The 21,620-nt window shown below is 63.2% G+C and carries 24 protein-coding genes; 6 read left to right on the forward strand and 18 right to left on the reverse strand.

Annotation, left to right across the window (positions count from 1 at the left end):
- Positions 1 to 14 precede the first annotated feature (14 nt).
- The 4 genes from paaA to WG899_RS07545 are packed head-to-tail and all read right to left on the reverse strand — an operon-like array spanning position 15 to position 3,654.
- Complete coding sequence (paaA, locus tag WG899_RS07530) at positions 15 to 1,019, reverse strand: 1,2-phenylacetyl-CoA epoxidase subunit PaaA (RefSeq protein WP_339595009.1); 1,005 nt, start codon at positions 1,017 to 1,019, stop codon at positions 15 to 17.
- A 29-nt stretch (positions 1,020 to 1,048) separates the two neighbouring features.
- Positions 1,049 to 2,356 carry a phenylacetate--CoA ligase PaaK gene (gene paaK / locus WG899_RS07535; protein ID WP_339595010.1) on the reverse strand — a complete coding sequence of 436 codons (1,308 nt, stop codon included), beginning with the start codon at positions 2,354 to 2,356 and terminating at the stop codon, positions 1,049 to 1,051.
- A gap of 37 nt (positions 2,357 to 2,393) precedes the next feature.
- The gene (gene paaI, locus WG899_RS07540; protein ID WP_339595011.1) at positions 2,394 to 2,837 is read right to left on the reverse strand and encodes a hydroxyphenylacetyl-CoA thioesterase PaaI; all 444 of its coding nucleotides are present in this window, start codon (positions 2,835 to 2,837) and stop codon (positions 2,394 to 2,396) included.
- A gap of 10 nt (positions 2,838 to 2,847) precedes the next feature.
- A complete protein-coding gene (locus WG899_RS07545) occupies positions 2,848 to 3,654 on the reverse strand; it encodes an enoyl-CoA hydratase-related protein (RefSeq protein ID WP_339595012.1) in 807 nt (268 codons plus the stop codon).
- Positions 3,655 to 3,884: 230 nt separating this feature from the next.
- On the opposite strand from WG899_RS07545, the gene WG899_RS07550 reads away from it, so the two are divergent.
- Complete coding sequence (locus WG899_RS07550) at positions 3,885 to 4,490, forward strand: phenylacetic acid degradation protein PaaY (protein WP_339595013.1); 606 nt, start codon at positions 3,885 to 3,887, stop codon at positions 4,488 to 4,490.
- A gap of 45 nt (positions 4,491 to 4,535) precedes the next feature.
- Here the strand turns inward: WG899_RS07550 and WG899_RS07555 are convergent, their stop codons facing one another.
- Positions 4,536 to 5,534 carry a PfkB family carbohydrate kinase gene (locus WG899_RS07555; protein WP_339595014.1) on the reverse strand — a complete coding sequence of 333 codons (999 nt, stop codon included), beginning with the start codon at positions 5,532 to 5,534 and terminating at the stop codon, positions 4,536 to 4,538.
- A gap of 126 nt (positions 5,535 to 5,660) precedes the next feature.
- Between WG899_RS07555 and moaA the strand changes: the two genes are divergently transcribed.
- The 5 genes from moaA (at position 5,661) to WG899_RS07580 (ending at position 10,168) form a co-directional block, all read left to right on the forward strand.
- Positions 5,661 to 6,809 (forward strand): GTP 3',8-cyclase MoaA, encoded by a 1,149-nt coding sequence (moaA, locus tag WG899_RS07560; RefSeq protein ID WP_339595015.1) that lies wholly within the window; start codon positions 5,661 to 5,663, stop codon positions 6,807 to 6,809.
- Between the two features lie 15 nt (positions 6,810 to 6,824).
- Positions 6,825 to 7,385 carry a GNAT family N-acetyltransferase gene (locus tag WG899_RS07565; RefSeq protein WP_339595016.1) on the forward strand — a complete coding sequence of 187 codons (561 nt, stop codon included), beginning with the start codon at positions 6,825 to 6,827 and terminating at the stop codon, positions 7,383 to 7,385.
- A gap of 16 nt (positions 7,386 to 7,401) precedes the next feature.
- On the forward strand, positions 7,402 to 8,073 hold the full coding sequence (locus WG899_RS07570; protein ID WP_339595017.1) for a 3'-5' exonuclease: 672 nt from the start codon (positions 7,402 to 7,404) through the stop codon (positions 8,071 to 8,073).
- Between the two features lie 16 nt (positions 8,074 to 8,089).
- Positions 8,090 to 9,394: a molybdopterin molybdotransferase MoeA gene (gene moeA / locus WG899_RS07575; RefSeq protein ID WP_339595018.1), complete on the forward strand. Its 1,305-nt coding sequence runs from the start codon at positions 8,090 to 8,092 to the stop codon at positions 9,392 to 9,394.
- 72 nt (positions 9,395 to 9,466) lie between these two features.
- Complete coding sequence (locus WG899_RS07580) at positions 9,467 to 10,168, forward strand: YebC/PmpR family DNA-binding transcriptional regulator (RefSeq protein WP_339595019.1); 702 nt, start codon at positions 9,467 to 9,469, stop codon at positions 10,166 to 10,168.
- A 23-nt stretch (positions 10,169 to 10,191) separates the two neighbouring features.
- Here WG899_RS07580 and WG899_RS07585 read toward each other — a convergent pair whose 3' ends face one another.
- From WG899_RS07585 to WG899_RS07645, 13 genes are all read right to left on the reverse strand, one after another.
- Positions 10,192 to 10,794, reverse strand: coding sequence for a nitroreductase family protein (locus tag WG899_RS07585; RefSeq protein ID WP_339595020.1), 603 nt, complete (start codon positions 10,792 to 10,794; stop codon positions 10,192 to 10,194).
- A gap of 23 nt (positions 10,795 to 10,817) precedes the next feature.
- Positions 10,818 to 11,696 (reverse strand): formate dehydrogenase accessory sulfurtransferase FdhD, encoded by an 879-nt coding sequence (locus WG899_RS07590; RefSeq protein ID WP_339595021.1) that lies wholly within the window; start codon positions 11,694 to 11,696, stop codon positions 10,818 to 10,820.
- Between the two features lie 9 nt (positions 11,697 to 11,705).
- On the reverse strand, positions 11,706 to 12,335 hold the full coding sequence (gene mobA / locus WG899_RS07595; RefSeq protein WP_339595022.1) for a molybdenum cofactor guanylyltransferase MobA: 630 nt from the start codon (positions 12,333 to 12,335) through the stop codon (positions 11,706 to 11,708).
- Positions 12,336 to 12,363: 28 nt separating this feature from the next.
- Entirely contained in the window at positions 12,364 to 13,215 is an 852-nt protein-coding gene (locus WG899_RS07600) for an ABC transporter substrate-binding protein (protein ID WP_339595023.1), read from the reverse strand.
- Positions 13,200 to 13,922 carry an ABC transporter ATP-binding protein gene (locus WG899_RS07605; protein WP_339595024.1) on the reverse strand — a complete coding sequence of 241 codons (723 nt, stop codon included), beginning with the start codon at positions 13,920 to 13,922 and terminating at the stop codon, positions 13,200 to 13,202. The genes WG899_RS07600 and WG899_RS07605 overlap by 16 nt, the downstream gene beginning before the upstream one ends.
- Positions 13,919 to 14,641: an ABC transporter permease gene (locus WG899_RS07610; RefSeq protein ID WP_339595025.1), complete on the reverse strand. Its 723-nt coding sequence runs from the start codon at positions 14,639 to 14,641 to the stop codon at positions 13,919 to 13,921. The genes WG899_RS07605 and WG899_RS07610 overlap by 4 nt, the downstream gene beginning before the upstream one ends.
- Before the next feature lie 7 nt (positions 14,642 to 14,648).
- Positions 14,649 to 15,749, reverse strand: coding sequence for a DUF6352 family protein (locus WG899_RS07615; protein ID WP_339595026.1), 1,101 nt, complete (start codon positions 15,747 to 15,749; stop codon positions 14,649 to 14,651).
- A 6-nt stretch (positions 15,750 to 15,755) separates the two neighbouring features.
- A complete protein-coding gene (locus WG899_RS07620; RefSeq protein WP_339595027.1) occupies positions 15,756 to 16,139 on the reverse strand; it encodes a hypothetical protein in 384 nt (127 codons plus the stop codon).
- Positions 16,140 to 16,166: 27 nt separating this feature from the next.
- Entirely contained in the window at positions 16,167 to 17,303 is a 1,137-nt protein-coding gene (locus tag WG899_RS07625; protein WP_339595028.1) for a formate dehydrogenase subunit gamma, read from the reverse strand.
- A gap of 17 nt (positions 17,304 to 17,320) precedes the next feature.
- A complete protein-coding gene (locus WG899_RS07630) occupies positions 17,321 to 17,557 on the reverse strand; it encodes a hypothetical protein (protein ID WP_339595029.1) in 237 nt (78 codons plus the stop codon).
- Positions 17,554 to 18,192, reverse strand: a complete 639-nt coding sequence (gene fdh3B, locus WG899_RS07635; protein WP_339595030.1) for a formate dehydrogenase FDH3 subunit beta — start codon at positions 18,190 to 18,192, stop codon at positions 17,554 to 17,556. The genes WG899_RS07630 and fdh3B overlap by 4 nt, the downstream gene beginning before the upstream one ends.
- Before the next feature lie 32 nt (positions 18,193 to 18,224).
- Positions 18,225 to 21,200, reverse strand: coding sequence for a formate dehydrogenase subunit alpha (locus WG899_RS07640; RefSeq protein WP_339595031.1), 2,976 nt, complete (start codon positions 21,198 to 21,200; stop codon positions 18,225 to 18,227).
- A gap of 68 nt (positions 21,201 to 21,268) precedes the next feature.
- A complete protein-coding gene (locus WG899_RS07645; protein WP_339595032.1) occupies positions 21,269 to 21,520 on the reverse strand; it encodes a formate dehydrogenase in 252 nt (83 codons plus the stop codon).
- Positions 21,521 to 21,620: the final 100 nt, after the last annotated feature.

The following is a 21,620-nucleotide window of genomic DNA, read 5'->3' on the forward strand; positions in this document are numbered from 1 at the left end:
CAGGGATGTTGCGGTCAGGCAGCCCGGGTCTGGCGGGCGGCTTGCTTGCGGGCATGGGCCAGCGCGGCCTCGCGCACCCAGGCGCCGTCGTCCCAGGCTTTCACACGGGCGGCCAGGCGCTCGCGGTTGCAGGGGCCGTCGCCGCCAACGACGCGCCAGAATTCGGCCCAGTCGATGGCACCAAAATCATGCTCACCGCGGGCCTCGTTCCACTTCAGGTCCGGGTCGGGCAGCGTGATGCCGAGGATCTGCGCCTGCGGCACGGTGGCGTCAACGAACTTCTGGCGCAGCTGGTCATTCGAGATGCGCTTGATGCCCCAGCGCATCGACTGCTCGGAATTGGGCGAGTCTTTGTCGGCGGGGCCGAACATCATCAGCGAGGGCCACCACCAGCGGTTGACGGCGTCCTGCACCATCGCCTGTTGCTCGGCAGTGCCATCGCGCATCATCACCAGCAGGGACTCATAACCCTGTCGTTGGTGGAAGCTCTCCTCACGGCAGACCCGGATCATGGCGCGGGCATAGGGCGCAAAAGAGCAACGGCACAAGGGCACCTGATTCATGATGGCGGCGCCATCGACCAGCCAGCCAATCACGCCGATATCGGCCCAGTTCAGGGTCGGATAGTTGAAGATCGAGCTGTACTTGGCCTTGCCCGAATGCAGCGCCTCGAGCATCTGGTCGCGCGAGGTGCCCAGGGTCTCGGCGGCCGAATACAGGTAGAGGCCATGGCCGCCCTCGTCCTGCACCTTGGCAAGCAGAATCGCCTTGCGCTTCAAAGTGGGCGCACGGCTGATCCAGTTGCCCTCGGGCAACATGCCGACGATTTCGGAATGCGCGTGCTGGCTGATCTGACGCACCAAGGTTTTGCGGTAATGCTCGGGCATCCAGTCCTTGGCTTCGATGAAGTCGCCGGCATCGATGCGCGCCTCGAAGGCCGCCTCGCGGGCCGCCTCTTCGGGGCTCTTGACTTGAGCGGCCACGTCTTGCGGGCCGACGCTCATGGCTTGGGTGTACATGCTTCTTTTGCTCCTTGGCTGCGGCGCTGTCAGCGCGGCCGCATGTCAATCACGCGGCGGGCCTTGCCCACCAGCGTGCGTTCGATCGATTCCGGCGCACCGACCAGCACCTGGGTCGACACGCCGATCAAGGTCTTGATGCGATGCTGCAGCGTGGCCGCAATGGTCGCCACATCGGCGCCCTGCGCATCGGTTTGCAACTCGCAGCGCACTTGCACCGTATCGAGCGCACCTTCTCTGTTCACCACGATCTGGTATTGGCCAGAGAGTTGCGGCTCTTGCAGCACCAGTTCCTCGATCTGGGTCGGGAACATATTGACGCCGCGGATGATCAGCATGTCATCGCTGCGGCCCACGATCTTGCCCATGCGGCGCATGGCTCTCGAGCTTGGCGGCAGCAGGCGGGTCAGATCGCGGGTGCGGTAACGGATGATGGGCAGCGCCTCTTTGCTCAGCGAGGTGAAGACCAATTCGCCCTCCGCGCCATCGGGCAACACAGCGCCGGTCTCGGGGTCGATGATCTCGGGGTAGAAATGGTCCTCCCAGATCACCGGGCCGTCCTTGCTTTCCACGCATTCATTGGCAACACCTGGCCCCATCACCTCGGACAGGCCATAGATGTCGACCGCGTCCAAGCCTGCCTTGACTTCGATCTCGCGCCGCATCGCCTCGGTCCAGGGCTCGGCACCGAAGATGCCAATGCGCAGGGACGATGCCGCAGCGTCCAAGCCCTGGCGCGCGAATTCTTCGATGACCACCTGCATATAGCTGGGCGTAGCCATGATGATGTCGGGCCTGAAATCATGGATCAGTTGCACCTGTTTCTCGGTCTGCCCGCCCGACATCGGAATCACCGTGCAACCGAGTCGCTCGGCGCCGTAATGCGCGCCGAGACCGCCGGTAAAAAGGCCATAGCCATAGGCAATGTGCACCATATCGCCGGGCCGCCCGCCGGAGGCGCGGATCGAGCGTGCCACCAAATTCGCCCAGGTGTCGATGTCGCGCGCGGTGTAGCCCACCACCGTTGGCTTGCCGGTGGTGCCCGAGGACGCGTGGATACGCACCACCTGCTCGCGCGGCACCGCGAACATGCCGAAAGGATAGTTGTCGCGCAGGTCCTTCTTGCTGGTGAAGGGGAAACGGCTCAGGTCGGCCAGTGAGCGCAAATCATCCGGATGCACACCGGCCGCATCAAAGGCGGCCTTGTAATGCGGCACATTCGCATAGGCATGTTGCAGGCTCCAGCGCAGCCGCTGCAATTGCAGGGCCTGCAACTCGTCGCGACTGGCAGTCTCGATCGCTTCCAAATCACCGGGGGCGGGTATCTTGGCGGGCATGCGGGTCTCTTTGCTGAGGCAAGGTGGATGAAACGGTTCAGTCGCTGGGGCCGTGCAGGGCCACCACCGGCTTGCCCTTGATGCGGTAAGAGCGCCCACGGAACACGGCAATCAACTCATCGGCCTGGTTGGTGATGGTGATGTCATAGACCCCGGTGCGCCCAGCCAAGGAAATTTCCTTGGCGACCGCCTTCAAGCGGTCCCCCATGCGCGAGGGGGCGACGATATCGATCGAGAAGCCGGAGGCCACGGTCAACTCGTTGTAGGAGTTGCAGGCAAAGGCAAAGGTTGAATCGGCCAAGGTGGTCAGCAGGCCGCCATGGCAGATATCGAAGCCATTCAGCATGTCTTCGCGCACCGTCATCGCCACCGTGGCGGAACCGGGGCCGATCGACAACACGTCCATGCCCAGCGCCTTGCTGGCCCGGTCATTCGCCAACATGCCGGCCAGCACGGCCTCGGCGATCTCTTGTGAAGTCATGGTTCGCAGCCTATCTGTCGGTGAACTTGGGGGCGCGCTTTTGCAGGAAGGCGGCGGCACCCTCCTGGTAGTCGTCGGCGAAGCCGAGCCGGCTTTGCAGCACCGCCTCCAACTTCAAGGCCTGCTCAAATTCCAGCAGACCGGCCTGATCAAAGGCCTGGCGCGTTTCGGCCATCGCCTTAACCGGCATCTGGCTGAGTCGCTGGGCCAGGGCCTGCGCCGCGGGCATCAAGTCCTCATCGGCCACGCAGCGGTAAATCAAACCCATGGCCTGCGCCTCGGCCGCCGGCAACTTGTCGCCCAGCAAGGCCAACTGCAACGCCCGTGCGCGGCCCACCAGCCGCGGCAGCAACCAGGTACCGCCACAGTCCGGGATCAACCCAATCTTGGAGAAGGCCTGGATGAAGGACGCCGACTGCCCGGCCAGCACCAGATCACAACCCAGAGCGAAATTTGCCCCGGCGCCTGCCGCCACTCCATTGACGGCGGCAATCACCGGCACCGGCATGCTGCGCAGACGCAAGGCAAGCGGAATGTAATAGCCGTCCAGCAGGTGCCCGATGTCCTTCGGCGACTCGCCCGGCTGCAGCTGTGGGTTGACCAAGGGGTCCGACAAATCCTGGCCGGCGCAAAAGCCACGCCCCGCGCCGGTGATGAGCACGCAGCGCACGCCAGCATCCTCGGCCGCCTCATTCAGCAAGGCGCGCAGTTGCGCCAGCATGCCGGCCGTGAAGGCATTCAAGGCGGCGGGGCGATTGAGCGTCAAGCTGCGCACGGCGCCTTCTTGGTGAACCAGGATCAGGGGGTCTGCTTGCATGAAAAATGCCTCGGCTTCGCAACGCGCTGCGTTCTTGATTGTCGTCAAACACTCTTGACCGACCGGTCGGTAGATCGTAAGGTTGGCCTTGACTTGGCGCAAGTCTGCACACCCTGGTGTTAACCCTTGATCTCGACGCGGGACGTGCCCCCTCCCCTGAGCGCTAACCTCTGTTGCCGCCCTTGCATTCCCGCTCACCCCGACCGGCCCTTGGCCAGAAAGTGACCCTCATGCCCTGCTATGCCATCGACGGCGTGATTCCTGTCGTTCACCCCAGCGCCTATGTACACCCGACCGCGGTGCTGATTGGTGATGTGATCATCGGGCCCGGCTGCTACATCGGTCCGCTGGCCAGCCTGCGCGGCGACTTTGGTCGCATCGTGCTGCAGACGGGCGCCAATGTTCAAGACAGCTGCGTGATCCATGGCTTCCCAGACTCAGAGACGCTGGTGGAGACGAATGGCCATATCGGCCACGGCGCCGTGCTGCATGGCTGCGTCATCCGCCATGACGCGCTGGTGGGCATGAACGCGGTGGTGATGGACGAGGCCGAGGTCGGCGCCTACAGCATCGTGGCCGCTTGCGCCTTTGTGCGCGCCGGACTCAAACTGCCCGAGAAGTCACTCATCGCAGGCTTGCCGGCCAAGGTGATGCGGGAGTTGAGCGAGACCGAAATAGCCTGGAAACTGTCCGGGACACAGACCTATCAAGACCTGACCCTGCGCTGCCATGCCTCGCTGGTCGAGGTGCTGCCGCTGGCCGAGGCCGAGCCTGAACGGCCCACACTGCAGGTCAAAGGGCCGCAGACCCTGGTTGCCAGCAAACGCCAGACTTGAGGCAGCCTGAGGGGCCGCCGCCGCTCGAACCCCAACTCGCCGCGTTCAGGCGCCGATCTTGGGCTTGACCGTGGCAGCCAAGGTGGCCACCAAGGCATGCGGCAGGGTCCAGGGCTGAGCATGAGGCAGCGCGTACTCCGGGCTGGCAGAGCGCGCCGCCGCTGCCGCGGCCACCGCCCAGCGCAAATGCTCGTCGGGCAGCGCGTTGGGCTGCCGCATCAAGCTGGCCAACAACCCGGCCATGCTCGCATCACTGACGTCCAAGTCTGCCTGATCGCCCTCATTGAGCGCCAAGGGCTCCGCACTCCACTCCTGCGCTCCGGCAAAAATTGACGTCCGCCCGGCCTGGGTATTCAAAAGCAGGATGGCGCATGGATTCCAGGCACTGATCTGGGCCAAGCCCAGATGATGGTCGGCACAACGGAACAAGGCACACAGTTCGGCCTCGCTCACCTCGATCACATCGGCCAGGCGGCACATCCGCTCCAACATATCGTCATAACGCGAATCCATCAGGGACCAATAGCCCGGCGCATAGCTGATCTTCTTGCCCTCGGCCTTCAGCCCCTCGGCCAACGCACTCAAGCGCCCAGCTAGCGGTTCGCGCACCAAGCCCAGGCCACCGAAATGCGCCCAGCGCAGCGCCTTGACCCAACCCGCCGGCAAGCCCTCGGGCCGGAAAAACAAATCGGCCGCCTCGCTGCCAATCAGGATGCTGTCCTCGGCGCCCAAGCCCTGTGGCCGGGCCGACTGCGGCTCTTCGATGAAATGCAGCAGCGGCGGCTTGGGCAGTTGCTGCAAAAAACGTAAATCAAGATGCGCCTCGGCGCAGGCTTGCCAGATCTCCCGACCGAAGGCATCACGACTGATAGCACCCGCAAAAGCACTCAACTCACCCAGGCTGGACAGCGCCATCGCCACCTGCCAGGGCGCGCCGGCGCAAGTGCTGCGCCACTGGTCCGCGCCGACGCGACGCAAATCAACGCGCACCTCGCCAAAAGAGACAAAGCGAGGCAGGTCAGGATGCAAAACGTCGGAACTCATGGCGGCATTCAAACCTGCTTGCGCCCAGCACGCAAGTCCCTACTGCAGCACTTTGGGCACGTAAATCATCCTGGCACTTGCCCGAGCGCAGAGGAAGGCCGGGCGGCCAAAGGGCACAATGCGGGCATGGCAGACAAAGTCATCCCCATCGCCGACCTGCGCCGCCTTGAAGCCAACGCCGAGAGCTCACCCCTGTTGCCACAGTCCAAGAGACTCGCACCCAGCGGCCTGCTCACCGACGCGCTGGGCCGGCCGCTGCGGGATTTGCGGATCTCGGTCACCGACCGCTGCAACTTCCGCTGCAGCTACTGCATGCCCAAGCAGGTGTTCGACAAGCACTACGAATTCCTGCCCCACAGTGACCTGCTGAGTTTTGAAGAAATCACTCGGCTGGCGCGCGTTTTTGTTGCCCACGGGGTGCAAAAAATTCGCCTGACCGGTGGCGAGCCACTGTTGCGCCGACACATCGAAGCGCTGATCGAAATGCTCAGCGAGATTCGCACGCCCGAAGGTCAGCCGCTCGACCTGACCCTGACCACCAACGGTTCCCTGCTGGCCCGCAAGGCGCAGAGCCTGCGGGCCGCAGGGCTTCAGCGCGTGACGGTCAGCCTGGACGGACTGGACGACGCGGTATTCCAGCGCATGAACGATGTCGGCTTTCCAGTGGCCGATGTTTTGGCCGGCATCGAGGCGGCTCAAACAGCCGGCCTAGGGCCGATCAAGGTCAATATGGTGGTGAAGCGCGGCAGCAACGAATCGCAGATCCTGCCGATGGCGCGCTACTTCCGCGGCAGCGGCGTGACGCTGCGCTTCATCGAGTACATGGACGTCGGCGCCACCAATGGCTGGCGCATGGACGAGGTGCTGCCGTCTAGCGAGGTGCTGTCACGTTTGCGCGAACAATTTGAGATGCAGGCGCTGTCGGCCTCGGCGCCGGGCGAAACCGCCGAACGCTGGGCCTACGCGGATGGCCAAGGCGAAATCGGCCTGATCTCCAGCGTCACCCAGGCCTTTTGTGGCGATTGCAACCGCGCGCGCCTGTCGACCGAGGGCAAGCTCTACAACTGTTTGTTTGCCCATCGCGGCCATGATTTGCGTGGACTCTTGCGTGGACATGCCGGACAAACAGAACCGGCCGATGATCTCGACCTGGCAGTCGCCGTCGCCCAGGTTTGGGGCGCTCGCGCCGACCGCTATTCGCAGCTGCGCGCCAATGGTCAGGACGCACCAGGCGACGGCTCTCGCCGCGTTGAAATGCACTATATCGGCGGCTGAACCACGCCAAGAACGATGACCGAACTCCGCCCCGACCTCCAGGACTGTCCGATCCGGCTGCTGCGCGCAGCAGATTTGCCGGCCTACAAGACGCTGCGCGACGGCATGCTGACCGGCCACCCGGAAGCCTTCACCTCGGACGCTGCCACCGAACTGAGTCGCGACGCCGAGAGCTACCGCAGCCGCCTCAGTGGCGGCGCTGGTGGTGCCAATTTGTTCACTCTGGTGGCCTGGAGTCATTCCGACAGCCGCCTGGCGCAGATGGTCGGCGCCATCAGTTGCGAGCACGAAGCCCGAGTCAAGGTGCGGCATGTGGCCCATATCGTGGGCATGATGGTCAGCGACCGGATGCAAGGGCAAGGAATAGGCCGGCAGTTGCTGGAGCGTGCGCTGAAGATGCTGCAAGGCGAGCCGGTGCTGGAGTTGGTGACGCTGAGCGTGACCGCCAGCAACACCGCCGCCGTACGACTGTACGAGCGCTGTGGTTTTCAGCGTTATGGCCGCCTCGAAGGGGCCATCAAACTGCCCGACGGCCGCCTGATCGACAAAGACCTGATGAGCCGGCGCTTGCGCTGAAAACCATTCGCCAGCCATGACGCCAACCCATAGAAAAGCTGCCCCGAGCAAGGACGAAACCGCCCTCTTGCCGCCCTTCCCTTGCCTGAGCCTGGCGCAAATCGAGGTGCCCGATTCGCCGGCCCGCTTTGAAGCCGCCGCGGCCGAAATCGCCGCCGCGGCAGTGGTTGGTTTTGACACCGAGTCAAAGCCCACCTTCCACCGCGACGAGCAGAGCCAGGGGCCGCACATCGTGCAGTTCGCACTGCCGGACAAGGCCTTCATTTTTCAGCTGCATCACCGCGCCTGCCTTGAAGTGCTGGTGGAACTGCTGCAGACGGAGCGCTTGCTCAAAGTTGGCTTCGGCCTGGAATCCGATCACGAGCAAATTCAACACAAATTCGGCGTGCAGATGGGTGCCGTGCTCGACCTGAATCGGATCTTCCGCCAAGAGGGTTACCAAAGCTCGACCGGCGCGCGCGCGGCGGTCGGCATCGTGTTCCAGCAGAAGTTCCACAAGTCCAAAAAGATCACCACCTCCAACTGGGCCGAACCGCGCCTGAATGAGCGCCAACTGCTTTATGCCGCCAATGACGCCTATGTGGCGCTGCGGGTGCTGGAGGCGCTGAACCGCCCGCATGCGGAATTGCCGATCACCGGTCTGAATCGAAATAAGACAAAACAGGTCAAGGCCAGCGATCAGGCCTGAGGCCAAAATGCCGCTCATGGACATGAACACAAGCCGCTCACTGAGCGACATTGCCGCGCGCCTGGCCGCTTACGACCCACAGGCGCTGCGGGTTGAATTGGCGCAGGACTTCATCTCGCAAATGCTGCCCCGCCCGCACGAACGCGAACGCCTGCCGCTGCGGGCCGCGCTCGGCCGGGTACTGGCGGACGATGTGGTGTCGCCACTGCAGGTGCCGGCACATGACAACTCGGCCATGGACGGCTACGCGCTGCGGGCCAGCGAACTGAACCCAAACGGCGAAACCCGCCTGAGCTTGGCCGGCACCAGCCTGGCCGGCGGCGCGCCGAGCGGATCACTGCCCCCCGGCCATTGCCAACGCATCATGACCGGCGCCTTGATGCCGGCCGGCCTAGATACCGTGGTGCCGCAAGAATTCACCCGAATGGAAGATGGGCTGATCGTCATCCCGCCAGGCATTTTGCGCGCCGGTGACAACCGCCGCCTGGCCGGTGAAGACCTGGCCCTGGGCAGTGTGGCGCTGGCCGCCGGCCGCCGCCTGACACCGGCCGATATCGGTCTGCTGGCCTCGCTGGGCCTGGCCGACGTGGCCGTTTGGCGGCGCGTGAGGGTGGCCATCATGTCGACCGGCGATGAGTTGCGTGCCGTTGGCGACGCGAGCGAACCCTTGCCCGCCGGCTGCCTGTATGACAGCAACCGCTACACGATCTGGGCCATGCTGGAACGACTGGGCTGTGTCGAGGTGATTGATCTGGGCATCGTGCGCGATCGACCCGAGGCCCTGCGCCAAGCCTTCGAGCGCGCGGCCGATGAAGCCGACGCCATCATCAGCTCCGGCGGCGTCAGTGTCGGCGAAGCCGACTACACCAAGCGGGTGATGGCCGAACTGGGCGAGGTGCTGTTTTGGAAGATTGCCATGCGACCCGGCCGGCCGATGGCGATCGGCAAGATCCGCGGCAGCGCGCGCGAAGCCATTCTGTTCGGCTTGCCTGGCAATCCGGTGGCGGTGATGGTGACCTTTTATGCCTTTGTGCGCGACGCGCTGCTGCGCATGGGCGGGGCAGATCCTGCGCCCTTGCCGATGTTGCGCGCCGCCAGCGTCCAGCCGCTACGCAAAAAAGCCGGCCGCACCGAATACCAACGCGGCGTGCTCAGCCGCGCCGCCGATGGCGGCTGGCAAGTCGAGATCACCGGCAACCAGGGCTCTGGCATCCTGTCCAGCATGAGCCAAGCCAATGGGCTAGTGGTGCTGGGGCATGAACAGGGCGATGTAGCGGCCGGCGACAGTGTCGACGTGCTGCCCTTCGAGGGCTTGATTTAGTCACTCCAGCCGCAACAACAACTTTCGGCGCAGGGTGCTGTATAACCCTCGCCTTCAATTCAAGGAGATGCCATGGGCGCGCAGTGGAAAGCAAAACACAAGGATCTGGCGGCAAACGCCCGGGGACGCATCTTCGGCAAGCTGTCGAAGGACCTGATGGTGGCGGCGCGCAATGGCGCCGATCCCGACATGAACCCACGCCTGCGGCTGGTGGTCGAGCAGGCGAAGAAGGTTTCGATGCCGCGCGACACGATTGAGCGCGCCATCAAGAAAGGCGCCGGCCTCTTGGGCGATCCGGTGCATTTTGAACGCGTCACCTATGAAGGTTTCGCGCCGCACCGGGTGCCGGTGATCGTGGAATGCCTAACCGACAACGTCAACCGCACCGTGTCCGAGATTCGCGTGCTGTTCCGCAAGGGGCAGCTGGGCGCGGCCGGTTCGGTGGCATGGGACTTTGACCATCTGGGCATGATCGAGGCCTCGCCGATGAATGCGCAGTCGGATGCCGAATTGGCCGCCATCGAGGCGGGCGCGCAGGACTTTGAGCCCGGCGAAGACGGCGCCAGCCTGTTCCTGACCGACCCGGCCGATCTGGACTTGGTCTGCCGCGCGCTGCCCAGTTTTGGTTTCACGGTGCTGTCGGCCAAGATTGGCTACAAGTCCAAAACGCCGGTCAGCCTGGGCGACGCCGAAATGGCCGAGGTGGAAGGTTTTCTGGATGCCATCGACGGCCAGGACGATGTGCAGAACGTCTACGTCGGCTTGGCCGGCTGAGCCTTAATCCAGCAAGCCAGCGATCAGGATGGCTTGCTAGCGGCGGTCGCGGCACCGGTCCACTCGACCAGGGCCGCCTCAACCCCTCCCTTGCGTGCCGGCCCTGCCCCACGCTTGGCGGGCGTGCCCAGCGCAATCCAGCCCAACAGCGTTTCACCGGGGCCGCAAAAGGCGGCGACCAGGCCAGGGTCGCGCACCTTGGCACCCGACAGCATCTTGCCGCCGAAGCCCAGCAGGTGCGCGGCATTCAGGAAGTTGGTCAGCGCGCCGCCGACGCAGGCCCACTGCTCATGGGCCGGCACCAAGGGGTGGCCCTGATCGATGCGGGCCACCACCGCCACACTGACCGGCGCACGCAGGGCGCGCTCGGCGTCCAAGGCGGCGGCCGCGGCATCCTTGCCGGCGGCACGTCCGGCCACGACAAACAAGTCCGCCATCGCTTGGCGGGCGTCACCGCTGACCACCAAGAAGCGAAAAGGCAGCAGTTCACCATGATCGGGAGCCCGCAAGGCGGCCTCCACCATCAGCTGCAACTGCGCCCGATCCGGACCCGGCTCGAGCAAATGCTTGGGGCCGACCGAATAGCGATTCAGCAGCGTTTGCAAGACCATCAAATCGGTACTCATATCCCCACCCTCATTGGGCCGTCCTAATGGGCTGGCTCGGCGGCTACTCGTTGGGCCTCCGGCTCGCTGTCAAAGCGATCAAGGCCGCTGTAGCAAATGAAATGGCGACCCTTGGCTCGGCCAATCAAGGTCAGGCCCAGTTGCGTGGCCAGGGCATGGCCCATCTGCGTGATGCCATTGCGCGAAACAATGATGGGCACCCCCATCTGGGCCGACTTCATCACCATCTCACTGGTCAAGCGGCCGGTGGTGTAGAAGCATTGATGGCTGGCCGCCAGCTCCGCCACCAGGCTCGCGTTCATCCACATCCAGCCGGCAATGCTGTCGATGGCATTGTGGCGACCCACATCCTCCATATGCACCAGCATCCGCTCGCCGCTGAACAGCGCGCAGCCGTGCACCGAACCGGCCTTTTTGTAGACGCTGTCAATCTTGCGCACGGTTTCGAGCATGGCGTAAAGCGTCGACTGGCTCAAGCGCGCCTCGTCCGGCGCCGGCAGGGACAGGTTCGCCACATCGGCCATCATGGTGCCGAACACCGTGCCCTGACCGCAACCGGTGGTGACGATGCGTTGCGCCGTCTTGGCCTCGATCTGCGCGATGCCGGCGCGGGTGCGCACCGCCGCGGCACCAACCTCCCAATCGACCGTGATGGACTCGACCTCCTCGACGCTGTCCACCAGGCGCTGATTGCGCAAATAGCCCAACACCAGCAACTCCGGCGCCAGACCCAAGGTCATCAAGGTCACCAACTCGCGCTTGTCGACAAAGACGGTCAAGGGCCGCTCGGCGGGAATGCTCATGCTGCGGCGCTGGCCGAATTCATCCAGCACCACCACCTCTTGGGTCAGCGCAGCCTGGCAGTTCGTCAAACGAGGCAACAAAGAAGAATCGACCGTCATCACTCCGCCTCAGAGGGCACGCGACAAGGCTTCGCCGCGCTGCAGCTTTTGCAGATCATCGAGCGTGTTGGCATTGGCAAAGGCCTGTCCATCGTCAAACAAGACGCGTGCACAGCGGTGCTGGCTGGCCCACGCATTGATCTTGCTTTGGCCGCTTTGCGTGAAACGCACCAGGCTTTCCAGCAGGCTCGCCTTCATCAAGCAGAACACCGGCTGCGGCTGACGACGCGTCTCGCCATCGATCAACTCATGGGTCACCACCATGGCGAGGTCGGCCTGCTCGGCCTCCAAAGCGGCGGCGAGTCGCGCCACCATGTCCTCGGGGAACAAGGGCGAGTCACAGGGCACGGTGACCAGATACGGTGTTTCGCAATGCTCCAGCCCGGCCATGAAACCGGCCAGCGGGCCGGCAAAATCCGGCAGGCTGTCGGGCCAAACGGCGGCGCCAAAAGACTCATAGGCGCTCAGATTGCGATTGGCATTGATGATGCATTCACCCACCTGCGGCGAGAGGCGCATCAGCGCATGCAAAGCCAAGGCCACGCCCTGGTAGTTCTGCAAGCCTTTGTCGACGCCACCCATGCGGCTGCCGCGCCCCCCGGCCAGCACCAATCCGGTAATGTCTGACGCGGCGATCATCTGCAATGCTCCGTCATCTTGGGCCTCATCAATTGGCGTTGGGAAAGAACAGCTGCTCGCCGCCGATTTTGTAGGCCGCAATACTGGCCTGGCCTTCAGGCGACACGACCCAGTCCGAGAACGCCTGTGCCAGCGCGGTCTTGGTATGCGGATGCTTGGCCGGGTTGACCACCATCACGCCGTACTGATTGAACAAACGCTTGTCGCCTTCCACCAGCACAGCGAGTTGCGCACGGTTTTTGAACGACAGCCAGGTGCCTCGATCGCTGAGCGTATAGGCCTCGCTGCTGGCCGCCATATTCAGCGCCTGCCCCATGCCGCAACCACAGGCGCGGTAGTCCAACTTGGCGCCGGCCTTGGCGGCCGGGTCGTCGACACCGGCCTGCTTCCAAAACCGCAATTCGGCGCCATGGGTGCCGCTTCTATCGCCGCGTGATATGAAGACTCCGCCGGCTTCTCGCAGCTTGGTCAGGGCGAGCACCACGTCGCGCCCGCGCAGCTTGGCGGGATCAGCCGAGGGGCCGATCAAGACAAAGTCATTGAACATGACCGGTCTGCGAGCCAGGCCAAAGCCTTCGGCCACAAATTTTTCTTCGGCCGCTTGGTCATGCACAAACACCACATCGGCATCGCCGCGGCGCGCCATGTCCAGCGCTTGGCCGGTGCCCTGGGCGACCACGCGCACCTCAATACCGCTGGCCCGTTTAAACGCCGGCAGCAAATGGGCAAACAGCCCCGACTGCTCGGTGCTGGTGGTCGAGGCCATGACGATGCTGCGCTCTTGCGCCTCGCTCACCTGGATCAAGCTGGAGCTCAGCAGTAGCGCGCAGAAGAGCCGACGGAGTTTCCCTTCCTGACTCAACTTCAACTCAAATCCCATTTCAACTCTCCCTTGAGAAACAGTTCGGTACGCGGATCCAGGTCATGCGCCCCGAAGAAATCCTGGCAGGGCCGGTCGGCCCGAATCTTGCCACGCTCCAAGTAGACGACACGCGTAGCCAAACGCTTGGCCTGGCCCAAATTGTGTGTACTCATGACCAGGGTCATGCCTTCGGCCTTGAAGCCCGCCAGCATCGTTTCGATTTCCGCCTTGGCGGAGGGGTCGAGGTTGGCCGTGGGTTCATCCAAAAACAGAATACGCGGTTGCCGCGCCCAGGCTCGCGCCAAGGCCAGGCGTTGCTGCTGACCACCCGACAAGGCCCGCGCGGGCCGGTCACGCAAATCTGCCAAACCGGCTCGCTGCAAGGCCTGTTCGGCGCGTGCACGCCGCTCCGCGCGGGGCACACCGGCCAGCCACAGCGCGATGATGAGATTGCGCCAGACTGACAGGCGCAACATGAAGGGCCGCTGAAACACCATCACCTGGGCCGCGGCCACTTCAGGCGCCATGTCACGCCGCCCCGACAGGGGTAGCAAGCCATGCAAGGCATTCAACAAGCTGGTCTTGCCCGAGCCATTGGCGCCGATCAGGGCGACGCATTCACCGGCGTGAATTTGCAGCGTGATGTCGCTCAAGGCCTGCAGCGAGCCATAGCGCAAGCCAACATGATCGAGCCGCACCAGCACCCGACCGGCAGTCGAAGTCATCGCCCGCCCTCCGACTGCTGACCTTGGCCGCGCTGCCAGGCCTGTGTCATGGCGATCAAAAGATTGACCACACCGACCAAGCCCAGCAAGACCAGGCCCAAGGCCAGAGCCAGTGGCAGGTCGCCCTTGCTGGTCTCCAGGGCAATGGCGGTGGTGATGACGCGGGTGATGCCCTCAATATTGCCGCCAACAATCATCACCGCGCCGACTTCCGAAATGGCCCGGCCAAAGGCCGTCAGCAAAATAGTCAGCACCGCCAAGCGCTCATGCATCAGCATCAGACAGGCTGCGGTGAAGGGACTGGCCCCCATCGAGCGCAGTTGATCGCCGCCCTCGCGCAGAGCATCGCTGATCAATTGCTGCGACAAGGCCGCCACCACCGGCAAGACCAGCATGGTTTGCGCCAAGATCATGGCCTTCGGCGTGAACAAAATGCCCCAAGTGCCCAAGGGCCCGCTGCGGGACAAGAGCAAGTACACCACCAGACCCACCACCACAGAAGGCAGGGCCAATAGCGTCGACATCAGGCCCTGCAATAACCGACGGCCCGGAAAACTCGCCACCGCCAACCAGGCCCCCAGCGCCAGGCCCAGACCGGCCGCCAAAAGACAGGCCGAACCGCTGACCCACAGGGACAGGCCGACCGTGTGCAGCAGCACCGCATCGGCCTGCACCACCAGTTGCACGGCGGCGCTGAAACTTTCGGCGAAGGCACTCAAGAACGACTCACCCTCGCAAGGCCCAATCGGGTGGCAGATTGAGCAGCAGGTTTTGTGGCTTGAGCTTCAGGCTCATATCGGCCCGCGTCGCCAGTCCGAGGTAAACAGGCTTGGCAAAGCGAGCCGGCGCGTCAAGCCTGAATAAGCTGAGCAAACGCTCCAAATGATCGGCATCCACCGACCTCTCCTCGTACAAATCATTCAGGAGCCTCATGGCCTCGACATCAAGCCCAATATGCCATCGCCAAGCCGGGTCATCCACCTGTTGCAAGGGCTGAATGGTGAGGCTCTCGTTTTCAATCACCTGAAAAAAGTGACTCAGCCACTGCATCAGTACCTGGCTCAAGGCCTTCAAGCCCGAGTGGTTGCGGGTCAGTCTGAAGCTCAGACCATGCGCCAAGTCCTTGGACAACTCATGGGTCAAATCCAAGGCATACAACGCCGACTCGCCCTGACGCCAAAATTCAGCGGCATTGTCCGGGCTCAGCACATCCAACAAACCAGCCGCCGAATTTGTCTGTGTCAGTGTCTGTGCCTGGCGCCGGTCCAAGGCCTCCAGGTCGACGCAGAGCGTGCGCCCTTCGCTGCGGCTGACGCGCTGTTCGCGGTACAGCAATTGACCGGCACGCACCTGGAAGGCGTCCGCCGTGTCGCGCTGCAAATAGCCCACAACAGTGGCCACCAGGCAATCGAGGAACAAAGGCGGCACCGTGACGCGGGCGCTGCGCAGCACGGCCAGGTAATAGGCCTCCAGGCTGCCCGCCGCGACCAAGGCATCGCGGAAAGCCAGAAACATCTGAAAGTTGCCCCGTGCGTCTTCGTCCTCGATGGCCGCCAATTGATCACCCGCTACCGCCAGGGTGGGATTGGCGGACAGCACCCGATGCAGCGCGATCTCGGCCGCACAAGACTCCGGTAGCAAGGCCAACTCGGGCCGGCGCAGGAACAAGGCCAGAAAGGCAGCGTCCGGGCGCAACCAACCCTGCGAATTCAGCGGCAAGGCCGAACTCGCACCCAGTTGCCAGAACAGATGCAAGGGATTGGCGGGCTGAATGGGCGCAGCGCCGACGCCGGCGGACTCAGGGGGCAAGGGGAACAATAGATTCAATCACTGTCACTTCTTGGGCTGCGCCGCGGGAGCCGCTGTTGCGACTGCAGCGGTCGGTGCCGCAGCTGCCGTGGCTGTCGCCGGCGCACTGGCGGCGACCTCCGGCGGCACAAAGGGCCCGGGGTCGGCGCAGGCCGGTGTCTCCACCACAGGCTGCAATTCTTTGCCCGCGGCCTTGGCGCTCTTGCGGTAAGCGTCGGCGGTGCGATTCATGGCCTGGCACAGCTGATAGGCCGATACCTTGTCGGTCCACGCCGTCTTGGCGGCCGTCAACGCCGCCTTGGCCTTGGCTTCATCACTGGGAGCCGGCAACTTGGCGGACGCCGCCGTGGCCGTGATCAAACCCAACAAAAGACTCAGGCCCGAAAGATAAAGAGGACGCAAACGCATGATGAAAATCCTTTGGTGTGCGGCGCTTCAATGCTGAGCGGCGGGCTTGGACGATGCGGGGCTTGCGGCTACCGAAGCCGATCGCTGAGCAGGAATCTTGCCGGCCTTGATGTCGTCATACCAAAGCTCATGGTGCTCGCGTGCCCAGCCTTCGTCGACCATACCGGTTTTCATGGCCTTGTAGGCATCCTTCATGCCGATCGTGCCCATATAGATGTGACCCAGGAACAGCGCCATCATCAGAATGGCAGCCACGGCATGAACCATATGGGCGATCTGCATGTCACCGCGCAAATAGGCCATGCCAGGCACCAACTGGTCCAGCACCAAGCCCGATATCACCACGATGAATCCGAGCAGCAAAACACCGGCCCAGAACAGCACCTTCTCACCGGCATTGAAACGACCGGACGGCACCTCATGCTCGCCAAACAAGCCACCGCCTTTGAGCAGCCAGGTCAGGTCATGGCGGTTCGGCAGGTTGTCGCGGGCGAAGGTGATGAAGACCACCAGCAAGGAGACGGCGAAGAGCGGGCCCGCGAAGTTATGCGCCGTTTTCAGCGCATAAGCCAGCCAGCCAAACAGCGTGCCGCCCAAGACCGGTTGCATAAAAAACTTGCCGAAGGCCATCACCAGGCCCGAAATGGCCAGCACGCTGAAGGCAATCGCATTGGCCCAATGGGCGGCGCGTTCGAAGTAGGTAAAGCGCTCAATCAAGCGGCCGGTATAGGGCTCATGCCCACCCAAAGTCCCCTTGGAGAAGTAGAACAAGGCCAAGGCCAGCGCGGCGATAACAATCAATGAACCGCCGTAGGGAATGATCCATTGGTTGCGCACCTGGCGCCAAGCCTCACCGGCGGTGGTCAGCCGCGATCCGGGGTACTGCACCATCGGCTGGATCAACATGCCTTTTTCGGCGCCCGGCAGATTTGTCACGCCCTGCTGGACGCCCGACTCATGCACAGACCGCCAAAACGGCGCGTTATTGCCGGGCTGCGTCTTGGCGCGCTGCGCATTGCTCTCGTCCGATTGCGGCGCCGCGGGCGCCACAAAACCATTCGGCGCAGCGGATTGAGGGGACGATGCAGCCGGCTCTGGCGCGGCTTGCGCGCAGGCCAAGCCCATGCTCAATCCGAGAAGCAGGGAAACAATGAAACTTCGCATAGTGGCTCCCCGAGGACTCAACGCGAATAATCGTTTTGCGCTTGGTTGCGCTGACGAATCTGGGCCTCCCACGCGGCCTTGTCCCCGGCTTTCCAACCGGGAGCGGCGAAGGCAGGGTTGGCGGCCTCGCTGACACTCCACACGGTGGTGTCGCTGCCGTGATGCTTGCCTTCCAGCTTCTGGCTGCGTTCGCCGCAGCCCTGCAAGGCCATCAAGGCGCCAAGGCAGAGCAAGCCCATGCGCGCGCCGCTCATGACTTCACCTCGCTGGCAGCTGCAGCCTTGGGCGCTTGAGCACCATCGCTGGGCTTACCGTAGGCCGTGCCCCAGCCCCAGACCTCGCTGCCTTTGCCGCGAACCAGCACGCGGTTGCGGAAGATGTCGGCCACCACATCGCCATCACCGCCGAGCAAGGCCTTGGTCGAGCACATCTCGGCGCAGGCCGGCAGCTTGCCTTCAGAGAGGCGATTGCGCCCGTACTTTTCGTACTCGGCCTGGCTGCCATTCGCTTCGGGGCCGCCGGCGCAGAAGGTGCATTTATCCATCTTGCCGCGCAGGCCGAAAGTCCCATTGCTAGGGAACTGCGGCGCGCCAAAGGGGCAGGCATAAGAGCAGTAGCCGCAGCCGATGCAGATGTCCTTGTCGTGCAGGACCACGCCTTCGTCGGTGCGATAAAAGCAGTTGACCGGGCAGACCGCCATGCATGGCGCGTCCGAGCAATGCATGCAAGCCACCGAGATGCTCTTCTCGCCCGCCACACCATCATTCAGTGTGACAACCCGACGGCGGTTCACGCCCCAGGGCACATCGTGCTCAGCCTTGCAAGCCGTGACGCAGCCGTTGCACTCGATGCAACGCTCGGCGTCGCAGATGAATTTCATTCTTGCCATGCTTTTGTCTCCGCTGAACGAACGCTGTCACCTCAAGCGCGGGCGCGCTCAACCTGGCAAACCGTCGTCTTGGTTTCTTGCATCATCGTCACGCTGTCATACCCATAGGTCGTGGCGGTGTTGACCGCTTCGCCGCGCACCACCGGTGCGGCGCCCTCTGGGTAATAGGCCAACATGTCCGCGCCTTGCCAGCGGCCGGAGAAGTGGAACGGCAGCCACACCGTGCCACGATCGACCCGTTCGGTCACCAGAGCCTTGACGGTAATCTTGGCGCCAGTTGGCGTGGTGACCCATACGTCTTCGCCGTTACGGATGCCGCGGTCATTGGCGGTGGCCGGGTTGATCTCGACGAACATATGCTGCTGCAACTCGGCCAGCCAGGGGTTGGAGCGGGTTTCCTCGCCGCCGCCCTCGTACTCGACCAAGCGGCCGGAGCTCATGATCAGCGGGAAGGTCTTGCCGATGTCGGCATTTTTCTCCTGCACGCTCTTGTAGAGCGTGGGCAAGCGCCAGAAGGCCTTCTTGTCGTCATGCGTGGGGTACTTGGCGACCAGGTCCGGGCGGGTGGAATACAAGGGCTCGCGATGCTGCGGGATTGGATCCGGGAAGTTCCAGACCACGGCGCGTGCTTTGGCGTTGCCAAAGGGATGGCAGCCATGACTCATCGCCACGCGCTGGATGCCACCCGACAGATCGGTCTTCCAGTTCTTGCCCTCGGCCAGCTTTTGCTCGGCCTCGGTCAAGTCGTTCCACCAGCCCAGTTTCTTCAGCAGCAGATGGTCAAACTCCGGGTAGCCGGTGGTGATCTCAGCGCCCTTGGAATGTGAGCCGTCTTCGGCCAGCAGGCTGACCCCTTCCCGCTCAACACCGAAGTTAGCGCGAAAATTGCCGCCGCCTTCCATCACATGTTTGGAGGTGTCATACAGATTCGGCGAGCCGGGGTGCTTGAGCTCGGGCGTGCCGTAGCAAGGCCAGGGCAGGCCGAAGTAGTCGCCATCAAGCTTGTAGCCGGTTTCCTTGTCGATACCGCCCTTGGCCTTGAGCGTCTTCACATCGAAGACATTCATATTGCGCATATGCGCTTTCAGGCGCTCCGGGCTTTGGCCGGTGTAGCCAATGGTCCACAAGGCCTTGTTGATCTCGCGCAGGATGGACTCGGTCTCGGGCTCCATCATGCCGCCCTTGCCCGGCACCATCTTGTAGGTCTTGACCAGCTCCTTGTCGAAGCCCAGCTTTTGCGCCAGCTGATACATGATCATGTGATCGGTGCGCGATTCCCACAGCGGCTCGATCACTTTTTCGCGCCACTGGATCGAGCGATTCGAGGCAGTGCAGGAACCGCTGGTCTCAAACTGCGTACAAGCCGGCAGCAGGTAGACGGCGCGGTTCGGGTTCTTGTCTTCATCCTTGCCGGGCATGGCGGCCATCGCCGCCGTGGCTGAAGGAAATGGGTCGACCACCACCAACAGGTCCAGCTTGTCCATGGCCTTTTTCATCTCCAGACCGCGGGTCTGAGAGTTCGGCGCATGGCCCCAAAAGAACAGGCCGCGCAGATTGCTTTCTTGGTCGATCAGCTCGTTCTTTTCGAGCACGCCGTCGATCCAACGCGACACGGTCATGCCGGGCTTGGTCAGCATGCCGGGGGCGTACTGCTTTTTGATCCACTCGAAGTCCAGATCCCAGATCTTGGCAAAGTGCTTCCAAGCGCCTTCGGCCAGGCCGTAATAGCCGGGCAATGAATCTGGATTGGGGCCGACGTCGGTCGCGCCCTGCACATTGTCGTGACCGCGGAAGATATTGGTGCCGCCGCCGCTAACGCCCACATTACCCAGCGCCAGTTGCAAAATGCAAGAGGCGCGCACCACCGCATTGCCGGTGGTGTGCTGGGTCTGACCCATGCACCAGACGATGGTGCTGGGGCGGTTGTCGGCCAGGGTCTTGGCAACCTTGTAGCAGGTCGCTTCATCGACGCCGCAGGCCTCCTCGACCTTGTCCGGCGTCCACTTGGCCATGATCTCGTCGCGGACCTTGCCCATGCCGTAGACGCGGTCGTGGATGTACTTCTTGTCTTCCCAGCCGTTCTTGAAGATGTGATAAACCAAGCCGAAGACGAAGGGGATGTCGGAGCCGGAGCGGATGCGCACATAGTCGTCCGCCTTAGCTGCGGTGCGGGTGAAGCGCGGGTCCACCACAATCATCTTGCAGCCGGTTTCCTTGGCATGCAGCATGTGCAGCATGGACACCGGGTGGGCCTCGGCCGCATTCGAGCCGATGTACATCGCAGCGCGGGCATTGCGCATATCGTTGTACGAGTTGGTCATGGCCCCGTAGCCCCAGGTATTGGCCACACCCGCCACCGTGGTGGAGTGGCAAATCCGGGCCTGGTGGTCGCAGTTATTGCTGCCCCACAGACTCACCCATTTGCGCAGCAAATAGGCTTGCTCGTTGTTGTGCTTACTCGACCCGACCACAAAGACCGAATCGGGGCCGCTTTGCTTTTTCAGCTCCAACATCTTGGCGCTGATCTCGTTCAGCGCCTCATCCCAGCTGATCTTTTGGTACTTGCCGCCCACCAACTTCATCGGTGTGCGCAGGCGATGCTCACCGTGACCATGCTCACGCAGGGCCGCGCCCTTGGCACAGTGCGCGCCGAGGTTGATGGGCGAATCAAACACCGGCTCTTGACGAACCCAGACACCGTTCTCCACCACCGCATCGACCGCACAACCCACCGAGCAATGGCCGCAAATGGTGCGCTTGACTTCGACTTTTTTGCCACCGGCCGCGGCTGGGGCTGCATCGGCGGCATGCGCCTTCTTCTGCACCAGGCTCAGCTGCGAAGCCGCCAAGCCAGCGCCCAAACCCAGACCCGAGCGGCGCAGGAACAGGCGGCGGTCCATCGTAGGAATGGCGCGGCGGTTTTGCGCATCCAAACCGCGCGTCAGGCTGTTGAGCAAGCCAGATTGGGCCGGCGCGACAGCGGCAGAGTTTTTGCGTGTGAGCAACATATCGTCTCCTGCAGGCCGGCTAGCAAACGCCCTGCCGTGTTTTCATGGCTTGAACGGCGAGGCTCGTTTTACGAGCGGGCCGTTTCGTAATAGCGCAAGACATGCGGGCTGAGTTGATAGCCGCCTCTGGCCTCGGGCACAGCGGGCGTGGCGAGCACAGCCACCTCTTCAACCGCCGCTCCCGGCAAGACCTTGACCGCCAAGGCGCCAGCGCCGGCAGCACCCAGTCCCAGGAGCCAGCCGCGACGCGGGCTAGGCTCAGCCTTGGCCGAATCAAGCGGCGGCGTTTGCGAGGTGTCGGTCAATTGCTTTTTGCTCATGGTCATCAACTCCGAAAACGGCGGCCGTTGAAATATAGCGTGGACGGCCTCTCCTTGCATTGCGCTAGACCCGTAGTTCGCACGCGTGCCAGCACATCGA

It is taken from the genome of Paucibacter hankyongi, assembly GCF_037482915.1.
In the GTDB taxonomy this organism is placed as follows: domain Bacteria; phylum Pseudomonadota; class Gammaproteobacteria; order Burkholderiales; family Burkholderiaceae_C; genus Paucibacter_A; species Paucibacter_A hankyongi.